This is a genomic window from Flavobacterium calami, assembly GCF_038290035.1.
In the GTDB taxonomy this organism is placed as follows: Bacteria; Bacteroidota; Bacteroidia; order Flavobacteriales; family Flavobacteriaceae; genus Flavobacterium; species Flavobacterium calami.
Map to the genome: position 1 here is coordinate 1 of NZ_JBBYHS010000035.1, position 10,954 is coordinate 10,954.

The following is a 10,954-nucleotide window of genomic DNA, read 5'->3' on the forward strand; positions in this document are numbered from 1 at the left end:
TGTTCCTTTTGGCGGAATTTGTCCAAAAGAAATGGTTACAAACATAAATGCAATAATGATTTTGATGATTTTCATTTGCAATGTTTTCATTTTTTCGATTTCTACCAAACTGACCGCTAACGTTCTGGCACTACAGCGGGTTTGGGACTAAATTAAGCCCTATTTTCGGATTTGCCAAATCTCCCAAATACAAGACCATTTTTCCATTAAGCCTAATGCCCAAATCCGTTGTAGTGGCTGTTACCAGCAGTAGATTTTACTCGATAAATTTATCAGCAAACATTTTTCGACTAAATTTTATTAGTACTGTAAATAATAATCCAAAAAGAATGAGTGCTATAAAGATTACCGGATAGAACTCCCATTCAACTTTTCTTAGAAATAAATTTATCACAATTAATATTCCAATGACTAAAATTGCAAATACAATGCTATTCAGAAAGCTCAGCTTCAATCTATTTCCATTTCTATTGAGAATCGAATTGCCAATAGCTATTTGGTACAAACTGATAGGTAATACAATCCCCAATATATTTTTTAAATATTCTAAGGTACTTGGATAACAACTTTCACAATCTTCTAAACCTGGCTCTCGGAAGAATTTGTCGGTAATGAAAAAATATCCAACAATAAATATCGCTCCAATTGTAATTGGAAAAATAGTTTCTAATAAAATTCTTGAGATTTTCATTTTCTGTAGAGTTTTGTTTTCTATTGCTGGTAACGTCTTGGCACTACAGCGGGTTTGGGACTAAATTAAGCCCTATTTTCGGATTTGCCAAATCATCCCAAATACAAGACCATTTTTCCATTAAGCCAAATGCCCAAATCCGTTGTAGTGGCTGTTAGTGGCTGGGCTTTTCAGCTTTCCAATTCTTCCCATTCATTTTTGTCTGGAATCATTCTTAAATTTCTAAATTCATTAAAGTCTTTAAAAAAATCAGTTCCTGGAAATCCATCAATTTCCTTTTTACCTTTCCAGGTCAAATGAATAACAGCAAACTGCTTCTCAAAGTTTTGATTTCTAACTTCAAATAAAACATCATCATCAGATTTATATTTACAAAGTGCAGAAAATTTAAAATCGGAAAGTTTATGTTTTTCTTGTTTAGGTTTTAAAAAATCAAACATAGATTTTTCTTCCAAACCGATTTCTTTACTTAGTTCTTCTTCAAAACCAATTTTTTGATTTATTGTAATATCTTCCCAAGGCTCTTCAACAAAAAGGTTGGGAGAATTTTGTAGAGAAAAAAAATCTAATACATCTCTGTCAATTCCAGCAATATCAATTCGCTTTGGTTCGGTAGGGAAATCAGGATTATCATCAAACGTATAACCACCAATTGGATAAAGAAAATAACCATTCTCTAATTGGACATTAAATCGTAAAGAACTCCATTTTTTATAATCAGGTTTATTTGTTTTCCAAAATTTCCAAACAGATTTTTGTATGTATTTAAAATAATTTTCGGTTGGAACAAATTCTCCAAATATGCAACCCATATTATCGTCTCCGATTTGTAAGTCGGTGGCTCCTATAAGTAGTTTATTTGAATATATTTTTGCTTTCAACGTTCTCTTTTTTTTTTAGCCTTGCCACTAACGTTCTGGTACTACAGCGGGTTTGGGACTAAATTAAGCCCTATTTTCGGATTTGCCACCCGAGTCCCGCTAATTAGCGGGACGAACGGACGAAGCAAATCATTCAAATACAAAACCATCTTTCCATTAAGCCTATTGCCCAAATCCGTTGTAGTAGCTGTTACAGGAAGCCTTTTTTATCGTTCAATATTTGTTTTCTAACACCTAGTTACTAATACGAAATAGACATTAAGTCCATTACCTTTTAATCCTCCTGTTGTTCCAACCAACACCGAGTTCCGCCTTTAACTTCTTTAATTTTAATTTTCCCACCATTAATCTCATCTTTATCAATGATAAAAACTTTTTTGTAATTTGAAGCTATTAATAGTTCCAAATCACATTGGGTAAATCTTTGTAAATCTTCAAGATGCAATATTTTATCAGAATTAGTTTTTAAAAATGATTCCTTTTCATAAAATGCATTACTGGTTTCAGTAAAACTAAAGCGACTTAAATGTGTAAAACTGACATAAGAGCAATTAAATTGGAAGTCATAAGTTTCTTGTCGTATGCTTTTTAATTTATTTATATCAAGAATATGTGTCATATTTTTCCCTTTTTCAACCATAGTCGAATAAATCGTGTCTGAAAAATTCGATCGCTCATATTGTATATTTTTTTCTCTTTCAATAAGTAAATAAATCGTATCTAAAGATTTCACTCGTTCAAATTCTTTATCATAAAAATATTTTGTCAGATTTAAGTAATTATTTAAAAACGTTTTTCTGTCTTTAGGAAAAGTAAACTTGTCTTCAAAATTAGTCTCGGAAGAGTAACTATAAAAAAGCTTTAAAGCTTTGTTATCTTTATAAAATGATACCATATACCTACCTAAATTTTCGATATGTATTCTATTTTCTTTATCAATTTCATTAATTATTTTTTTTGGATCAATCGAGACCAATGTATCAATTATAGACTTACATTTTATTGCATCAATATTATTCAACTCTACTATATTGTTAATTACAGTGTCTTTACATATTCTATAACATTTAACTTTATTGTTCTTTAAAGAAATGAATTTGCTATCATCCAAGAATATAATTAGTGCTTCACGATCCTCATTCAAGATATCTCTAAGTTTAACTCCTTTTTTATCAGAATCAAAATGTTCGTATTTTGAAAATATAAAAGAGGAATCAACTTTATCTTGTGAATAGATAGTGGAAAAAAACAATAAGATGATGACTAAAATATAATTCATTTTTATTCGGTTAATTTTGTGGCAAGGTTTCCTGTAACGTTCTGGCACTACAGCGGGTTTGGGATTAAAATGCGTAATCTTTCGGTTATGCCTAAACTTCCAAATACAAAACCAAATTTCCATTAAGCCAATGCCCAAATCCGTTGTAGTGGCTGTTAGCAGTTCGGTTATTTTCCTTTTAAACATTCCGTTATATCAAAATAAACGGTTGTCATTTCATTTTCAATATTAGCATCCTTTTTTAATATTTCAATATGAATTAAGTTGTAAGTTTTTCTTTTGACTTCGTAGAATTCACTTCCAAATGGCTTCCAACCTACGTTTATTAATCCATATTTATTTTCCAAATATTTATTTTCGGCGTCAATTCCTTCTTCTTTATTTTTAGCATTTTTAATTTTAATAGCACTTTCAAATATTTCGCCATTTCCAACTTCATAGACTATTCCTGGAGCATTGGGAATTGTAACGATAGTTTTTTCAGCTTTCTGTGCGCTACAAACTGATATTGTAAATAATAAAATTGCTAGTATATTTTTCATTTCTGTTTTTATTTTTGGTAACTGACTGCTAACGTTTCTGCGCCTCTAGTTGTTTGCAACTTATGAAACAGATTATTTTCGGCTAAACGAAAATAGGAATTAAAAACGATAATTCCACTAAATTTGCAAATAGCTAGAGACGTGTGTTGTGCGAGGTTGCGACACGTAAAGTGAGCAAGTTCTGAAGATCGACAACAGTTCGGTTATGCGATTTCAATATTATTTTCGAATTTCAGATTTCGATTTTCCGGCTCCAATTTTTCGGTTTTAGTTTATCAAAATCCAAGTTTCAAATTTCTGCTTTTCAGATTCCAAATTTTTCAAGTCTCGGTTTGTCAAAATCCAATTTTCCGCTTTCCAATATTTAATTTTGCAATTTAGATTGTCAACTAATTTTTCGGTTTTCCGATTTCCAATTTGGGAGCAATCGCGCACAACGTCTTGGCGCTACACGAGGTTTGGGATTAAAGATGCGAGGTTTTTCGGTTAAACACAAATTTTCCAAGTACAAAACCATCTTTAAATTCAACCTAATGCCCAAATCTCGTGTAACGGCTGTTATAGGGCGGTTATTTTTGTCGAAATTACGATTAAACACCAAAACTTTCACTCTTCTGTTGGCACATTCCAATTTTCACGTTTCTGTTTTTGGGTTCGTAATTTTCGGCTTATTATTTTCAATTATTTGCTTTCTAATTATAAATTCTGCTCAAAAAAATTCAAACTTCTGTTGGCAAATTCCAATTTTCAGACTTCGGATTTTACACTTCAACTTTTCAACTTTCTGTTGGCAGAAACCGACTTTCACGCTTCTGTTTTTCAGGTTTCTACTTTTCAGGTTTCTACTTTTCAGGTTTCTGCTGGCAAGTTCCAATTTTCACGCTTCTGCTTTGTTAACTTTCTGCGGGAACAAATGCTTATTTTCTAATTGTTTTTATCTGCGTAATTTCGGCATAACTGCCCTATAACGTTCTCGCGCTACAAGCAGTTTGGGATTAAATTAAGCCTTATCTTCGGATTTGCCAAATCTCCCAAATACAAAACCAACTTTAAATTAAGCCAAAAACCCAAATCTCGTGTAACCGCTGTTAGGAGAGGTTGCGACACGGACGAAAAGCACGAACGATTTGCCGTTCCAATTTTCGATTTCAATTTCGGCAAGCTATTCCGCCTTCTGTTTTTCCGTTCCAATTAGTTTCAGCACTTGAGTTTCAAACTTCAGTTAAACCAAAAAAAAATCCGCTTTCGTTTGTCCGAACAGCGTTTCACGTTTTGTTTGTCCGCAATATTTTCTGCGCCCAATTTTCGTCAGCTTTCTTTAGACGTTTTTAGTCTTTTCCGCTTCCAAAATCCTCGTTAAATGCTACTGTTGTTCGTCCACGGAGCAATCTCTCCTAACGTTCCGCGGCTTGGCGTGGTTGCGAAGTACGGAACTGATTATTTTCTGTTAAAGATATAATTTCTTGCGAAACGTAAACTTGATTTTACCACTAAATTCGCAATCACGCCAAACCGCTGTTATATGCCGGTTCTTTGGACGAAATTACGTTTTTTTACCAGAAAGTTTTTCACGTTTCTGTTGGCAAAACCCAATTTTCAAGTTTCTGTTTTTCTCTTTAAGTTTCTTTTTTGTTTTATAATTTTTGCGCAAAAACTTTCAAGTTTCTGCCTTTAAAATTCCAATTTTTCACGCTTCTGTTTGCAAATTCTAACTTTCAGATTTCGTTTGGCAAAATCGATTTTCAGATTCCAACTTTCAGAGTCAGTTTGGTAAAATTTTCAAGTTTCTGTTTTTAAAATTTCTGCGGAACTAAATATTCGTTTTCTGATTATTTTCTTCTGCGTAATTTCGGCGAACTGGCATATAACGTTCTGGCGCTTGGCGAGGTTGGGGAATAAAGATGCGAGATTTTTCGGTTAAACACAAATTTTCCAAATACAAAACCAACTTTCCGTTAAGCCTAAAACCCCAATCTCGCCAAACGGCTGTTACTGGAGGCTTGTTTTGTCGAAATTACAATTGAACCGTAAACTTTTCACACTTCTGTTGGCAAAATCCAATTTTTACGTTTCTGATTTTCGGTTCGTAATTTTCAACGTTTTTTTCAATTATTTACTTTTCGTTTTAAAATTCTGCGCAAAAAAAATTCAAGTTTGTGCTTTTCAAATTTCTGTTGGCAGATTCCAATTTTCACGCTTCTGCTTTTCAGGTTTCACTTTTTCAAGTTTTTGCTGAAAAGTTCCAATTTTCACGTTTCTGCTTTGTTAACTTTCTGCGGAAACAAATGCTTATTTTCAAATTGTTTTTATCTGCGTAATTTCGGCACAAGTCTCCAGTAACGGTCTCGCGCTACACGCGGTTTGGGACTAAAGTAGCGCTATTTTTCGGTTTAACCAAATTCTCACAAATACAAAACCATTTCTAAATTAAGCCAATTGCCCAAATCGCTTGTAGCGTGTGTTATGGTGTGTAGCGACACGTCTGTTGAGCACCAAAGTTTGGACGTTTCAATTGTCGACTCCAATTTCGGAAAGTTTTTCCGCCTTCCGATTTTCCGTTCCAATTAGTTTCAGTTTTTCAAATTTAGACTTCCGTTAAATATCAAAAAAATCGACAAAAAAATTCCGCTTTCGATTGTCCGAAAAGAGGTTCACATTTTGTTTGTGCGCAACAATTTAGGGGAGAGTTTTGTTTCAGATTTCGGTCGGCTCGGTTTCTGCTTCGTTTTGCTTTTGCGAGCTAAAATTCCTGATTAAATTCGGTTGCTTCTCGTTAGCGGAGCTATACGCCATAACGTTTCGCCACTTGGCGAGGTTGGGGAATAAAGATGCGAGATTTTTCAGTTAAACACAAATTTCACAAATGCAAAACCATCTTTAAATTCAGACTAAAACCCCAATCGCGCCAAATGGCTGTTGTATGCTGTTTTTATTCTTTTAAGTCTGTTTTGCCTTTAAGTATTGAATATATTTCCGTTGTTTCTTTCGAAATCCTTGACCAACTAACTACTGAAGACTGGTGAAATTCCAAGACTTTATTATTACATACTAATCTTAAAATAAAATTTTCTCCTGCATTGCAAGTCTTAGTTTGAATTGTATACTCTTTTAGAGTTATTAATTTATATGCATTTGAAAATAACTTTTGCTTTTCAACTTCTGTGAGTTTAAAAGATTTATTTTCTATAACAGGTTTTTTGTTAATTATTTTTTCAGTTTCAATTCTACCAATATTACTTTCAATGTCTATTTTGATTCTGCTTTCGTCAATTAAAATTTCCAATTGTTCTCTACAAAAATTTTCATCTATTGTATTCTCATTTTGGTCTTTCTTACAAGAAACTAAAGTTAAAAAAACAAATAAATATATAATTTTTAGTTTCATTTTTGATTTGATGGATTTTTGGATATTTCAGATTTAATTTTGATTCTGATTTTTAGTAAAATAGCATACAACGTTCCGCCACTTGGCGAGGTTGGGGATTAAAGATGCGAGATTTTGCTGTTAAAGACAAATTTTCCAAATGCAAGATCATTTTTAAATTCTGCCTAAAACCCCAATCACGCCAAATGGCTGTTACAAGCTGGCTTTTAATTTCAACATCGTATTTACACTTTTAATTAGTCCAATTGATGCTTTTCCAGTTTCCATTTGAAAATCAAATTCGTCTCCATACATATCTACAATTCTGAATTTCGACAATTCAGGTTTGTTTACTTGCTTTTTAAAATCTCCGTAAACTACGTCATCAATTTCTTCAAAACTCACAAAGTTTAGATTTCCATTCTCTTTTTCAATTATGCGTCGAGTTGTAATTATTGTTTTTGCTTTCTGGCTTTTTATTTCAAAGATTGGCAATTCATTTTCTTCCAAGACAAATTCTGTAGATTTATCTTCCACACAAACTTTCGAATACAACCAATTTTCAGGATTCATTACACTTCGGTTTATCGCTGCAATAGTTATTTCTTTTATCGATTTGTCAGTTTTCATTTTTTGCAGAATGTTTGTGAAGCTTGCTTGTAACGTTTTGCGGCTTTGCGTTCGGGCGGGAGTTTTACCACTCACACGAAACAAAGCACGCATTTCAAATATAGCAGAAATTGTCTTACGAAATAGGTAAACCCGCCTGACGCAAAACCGCTGTTAGGCGTATGTGCTTTTGTCCACCGCTAATATACTACACTTTCTGCAATGTCTTTGTATGCGTTAATGTCTTTTTGTACGCTGTCCAACTTTGTAGTTAAAGAAACGATTGCAATTTTTCCTAATGGAAGTCGCAAAGGTGGTGTGTCTAGTTTAGTTATATCAATAATGGCTTGTGATGCTTTTATTGGGTCGCCTTCTTGTTTACCGTCCACTTGTTTCATTCGTTCTCTAAATGTTCCAGCTGTTGGATTGTAATCTTCAATAATTTTGTCGGCTTTTTTGAAAGAACTGCCTGCAAAGTTTGTTCTGAATGGTCCGGGTTCTACAATGGTTAGTTTTATGCCCAATGGTGCAACTTCAATTGCCAATGCTTCACTAAAACCTTCTAATGCAAACTTGCTTGCATTGTAAATACCAAAACCTGGAAATGCTTTAAAACCACCGTGAGAAGAAATTTGAATGATGTGTCCACTTTTTTGTTGCCTGAACAACGGCAAAAAAGTTTGCGTTAATTGCAAAGTTCCAAAGAAGTTAGCTTCAAAAATTTCTCTTGTTTCGGTTGTGCTTGTTTCTTCAATAGCACCTGCAAACCCAAAACCTGCATTGTTTACAAGCACATCAATTTTTCCAAACTTGCCTGTAACAATTTTAACTGCTTTTTCAATTTCAGTCGGTTTTGTTATGTCCAAAGTCAAGGCAAATGCTTCGTCTTTGTGTTGATTATTGAAAACGTCTGCTTGAGTTTGATTGCGAAATGTACCGATTACAAAGTCGCCATTTTCAATTACAGTTTGGGCAAGTGCCTTGCCCAAACCGCTTGAAATTCCTGTGATAAACCAAATTTTATTTATCATAGTTAGGCTACTTTTAAAAGTTGAACAGGAATATTGATTTTTACTTTGTCGGAAACTGCCAAGTTACCTGTGCCCAATAAAACATTAAACGAAAGTCCAAAATCTTGTCGGTTAATGCTACCTGAGATAAAGAAACCTGCTTTTGTGTTTCCAAATGGGTCTTGTGGCACAGTACCTGCGTATTCCAAATCAAAAATTACTGGTTTGGTTACATCACGGATTGTCAAATTTCCGTGCAATTTGTACTCGTTGCCAGTTGCAGTCGTTTCTAACTTTGTGCTTTCAAATTTCATCTCTGGAAACTTTTCAGCGTTAAAAAAGTCATCTGCCTTTAAGTGTGCATCTCTTTGAGCATCGTTGGTGTCTATGCTGTCAATTTGCACAACTACGCTAACTTTTAAATCTGAAAAGTCGTTCTTTTCTGTTGTTACTGTTCCTGTGTAGTTTCTGAAAAAACCGTCTGTTTCAGAAATTCCGAAGTGTCGCACACTAAAACCTACTTTTGTGTGGCTTGGGTCTAAAACCCATTTTGCTGTTTCTTGCATCGTATAAAATATTGAATTGTGATGTCATTATTGACAATGCAAAGGTGCGACAACTTGGTATTTTGATGTTATGATTAAACGTTTCTTGTTCGGTACTTTTCGGACATTTCAGTTTTAAATGACATTGGCGAAAGATTTGTTTCGGCTTTAAAGGTTTTGGCAAAGTAAGAACTATCCGTATAATTCAATTCAAAGGCAATTTCTGAAACGGTCTTGTCTGTAAAAGTTAAAAGTCGTTTGGCTTCTAAAATACTTCTTGATCTTATTACTTCACTTGCAGTTTTTCCTGTAATATCTTTTGTGATTAGGTTTAAATGATGTGCAGTAATATGAAGTTGTTGAGCAAAAAAAGTAGTCGTTTTGTTTTCGGCAAAATGCTTATCCAAAAGATTTTTGAACTGTTTGAAGAGAATTAAGTATTTTTTTGAAACTGGTTTTTCTGTTTCTGTGTCAATGCAACGCTGAACTTGTGCCAACAAAATATGAAGCAATGATTGTGTAATTGTTTGGCTTTTGTCTGCTCGTTTTTGTTCGATTGTAATTAGGTCAATGGTTTGCTTGATGTCGGCAAAATTTCTCTTGTCTAATTGAATACAAGGATTTGCATAGAAGTTGTCCAAAAAACTTAATTCAAAAAGTTTGTCCTTGTTGCTGTGGTTGAGCAAAAAGAAATCTTCGGTAAATAGAATTGTACCACCTTTCAACGGTTTCCATTCTTCAAATTGATGAACTTGGTTTGGTGAGATAAAAAATAAACTGTTTGGCAAAACTTCATATTCTTTATAGTCTATGGTTTGTTTGCTTATTCCTTTTTCTGTCCAAAGTATTTCATAAAAAGTGTGTTTGTGAATGTCGTCCACTTCGGGTTCGCCCATTTCGTCAAACCGCATAATTTCAAATTCAGTTCGGTTTGTTGGCTCGTTTATAAAATGTCCGATGGTATAAAATGGAAACAATTCTTTCATTTGTCAAAGGTCGTAATTTTTCCGATTGTTGATGTCTGCACGGTTGCTCGTAGCATTACGCCTAACGTTCCCGCGCTACACGCAGGCTGGGATTAAAGATGCGCAATCTTTCGGTTAAAAACAAATGTATCAAACACAAACTATCTTCAAATTAAGCCAATTGCCCAGCTTGCTTGTAGCGTGTGTTGGCAGGCGTATTTCTATGAAATCCAAGTTTCTTCCATTTTAATTATTTTCCATTTATTCTTTACCTTCTTGATAAAGATTTTATTTCCATAACCGCATAATCTTCCACAAGTAAAGCCAACATCAAGAATTCCGTTTTCACGTTTTTTGTCAAATTTTATTCCTGAAACTCTTAATATTCCTGAAAAGTTAAATTTGTATTTTCTTTCAAAAATGTTTTCTTTATCAAATTCATTTATGTTTTTTAGTTTGAATTTACCATTCAATTTAATGTTCTTAAAATCAAGAATATATTCTTTTGTTTTATCTGTTTTTATTTTTAGTAAAGTATCTTTAGGAAAATTTTCGACTATTATTTTTTCATACTCTTTTTCATAAGGCAAAATTTTTGGGTCAAAAGCAATAATTACTTTAGAAGTATCTTTTTCGATATCAGAAATTTGTTGTTTCCATTCTTTAAAATTTTTAATTTCTTCTGGAGTTGCTTTCGTCGAATCAGTTTTAACATAGTAACCTTCTTTGTTAAATATTGATTTTCCATATCTAGGCGGAGGATTTGAAAAAATTCTTACATCAACACAAGTTGAGTCCATTATGCTTGGCAAAATTTCGACCAAAACATTTCTGTTAAACTCAATATCTCTGTTGAATTCAATATCGTTCTCATTCCTTTTACAACTTGCAAAAAGAATAAGTATTAAGATAAATGTTGTTTTCTGAAGTTTCGTCATAATATGTCTGCCAACGTTCTGGCGCTACACGAGGTTTGGGATTAAAGAGGCGAGGTTTTTCGATTAAACACAAATTTTCAAAGTACAAAACCATCATTAAATTCAGCCTAAAACCCAAATCTCGTGTAAC

11 protein-coding genes are annotated in these 10,954 nt (G+C 33.3%); all 11 read right to left on the reverse strand.

The window, feature by feature from the left end:
* Window positions 1-256: 256 nt before the first annotated feature.
* A complete protein-coding gene (locus AAEO57_RS20630) occupies window positions 257-691 on the reverse strand; it encodes a hypothetical protein (protein ID WP_341694917.1) in 435 nt (144 codons plus the stop codon).
* 170 nt (window positions 692-861) lie between these two features.
* Complete coding sequence (locus tag AAEO57_RS20635) at window positions 862-1,572, reverse strand: hypothetical protein (RefSeq protein WP_341694918.1); 711 nt, start codon at window positions 1,570-1,572, stop codon at window positions 862-864.
* Window positions 1,573-1,846: 274 nt separating this feature from the next.
* On the reverse strand, window positions 1,847-3,037 hold the full coding sequence (locus AAEO57_RS20640) for a hypothetical protein (RefSeq protein WP_341694919.1): 1,191 nt from the start codon (window positions 3,035-3,037) through the stop codon (window positions 1,847-1,849).
* Window positions 3,019-3,393 (reverse strand): hypothetical protein, encoded by a 375-nt coding sequence (locus AAEO57_RS20645; protein ID WP_341694920.1) that lies wholly within the window; start codon window positions 3,391-3,393, stop codon window positions 3,019-3,021. The genes AAEO57_RS20640 and AAEO57_RS20645 overlap by 19 nt, the downstream gene beginning before the upstream one ends.
* Before the next feature lie 2,929 nt (window positions 3,394-6,322).
* The gene (locus AAEO57_RS20650; protein WP_341694921.1) at window positions 6,323-6,778 is read right to left on the reverse strand and encodes a hypothetical protein; all 456 of its coding nucleotides are present in this window, start codon (window positions 6,776-6,778) and stop codon (window positions 6,323-6,325) included.
* Between the two features lie 192 nt (window positions 6,779-6,970).
* Window positions 6,971-7,387: a hypothetical protein gene (locus AAEO57_RS20655; RefSeq protein ID WP_341694922.1), complete on the reverse strand. Its 417-nt coding sequence runs from the start codon at window positions 7,385-7,387 to the stop codon at window positions 6,971-6,973.
* Between the two features lie 179 nt (window positions 7,388-7,566).
* Window positions 7,567-8,397 carry an oxidoreductase gene (locus AAEO57_RS20660; protein WP_341694923.1) on the reverse strand — a complete coding sequence of 277 codons (831 nt, stop codon included), beginning with the start codon at window positions 8,395-8,397 and terminating at the stop codon, window positions 7,567-7,569.
* 2 nt (window positions 8,398-8,399) lie between these two features.
* On the reverse strand, window positions 8,400-8,942 hold the full coding sequence (locus AAEO57_RS20665; protein ID WP_341694924.1) for a YceI family protein: 543 nt from the start codon (window positions 8,940-8,942) through the stop codon (window positions 8,400-8,402).
* Between the two features lie 74 nt (window positions 8,943-9,016).
* Window positions 9,017-9,907, reverse strand: coding sequence for an AraC family transcriptional regulator (locus AAEO57_RS20670; protein WP_341694925.1), 891 nt, complete (start codon window positions 9,905-9,907; stop codon window positions 9,017-9,019).
* A 200-nt stretch (window positions 9,908-10,107) separates the two neighbouring features.
* On the reverse strand, window positions 10,108-10,710 hold the full coding sequence (locus AAEO57_RS20675; RefSeq protein WP_341694926.1) for a hypothetical protein: 603 nt from the start codon (window positions 10,708-10,710) through the stop codon (window positions 10,108-10,110).
* A gap of 55 nt (window positions 10,711-10,765) precedes the next feature.
* On the reverse strand, window positions 10,766-10,954 hold a 189-nt coding region (locus tag AAEO57_RS20680; protein WP_341694927.1), incomplete at its 5' end, for a hypothetical protein.

What these genes read in the sequence shown, in the direction of transcription:
- AAEO57_RS20630 (WP_341694917.1), bottom strand. Translation starts at nt 691, where the DNA reads ATGAAAATCTCAAGAATTTTATTAGAAACTATTTTTCCAATTACAATT.
- AAEO57_RS20670 (WP_341694925.1), bottom strand. Translation starts at nt 9,907, where the DNA reads ATGAAAGAATTGTTTCCATTTTATACCATCGGACATTTTATAAACGAG.
- AAEO57_RS20645 (WP_341694920.1), bottom strand. Translation starts at nt 3,393, where the DNA reads ATGAAAAATATACTAGCAATTTTATTATTTACAATATCAGTTTGTAGC.
- AAEO57_RS20655 (WP_341694922.1), bottom strand. Translation starts at nt 7,387, where the DNA reads ATGAAAACTGACAAATCGATAAAAGAAATAACTATTGCAGCGATAAAC.
- AAEO57_RS20640 (WP_341694919.1), bottom strand. Translation starts at nt 3,037, where the DNA reads ATGTTTAAAAGGAAAATAACCGAACTGCTAACAGCCACTACAACGGAT.
- AAEO57_RS20650 (WP_341694921.1), bottom strand. Translation starts at nt 6,778, where the DNA reads ATGAAACTAAAAATTATATATTTATTTGTTTTTTTAACTTTAGTTTCT.
- AAEO57_RS20665 (WP_341694924.1), bottom strand. Translation starts at nt 8,942, where the DNA reads ATGCAAGAAACAGCAAAATGGGTTTTAGACCCAAGCCACACAAAAGTA.
- AAEO57_RS20660 (WP_341694923.1), bottom strand. Translation starts at nt 8,397, where the DNA reads ATGATAAATAAAATTTGGTTTATCACAGGAATTTCAAGCGGTTTGGGC.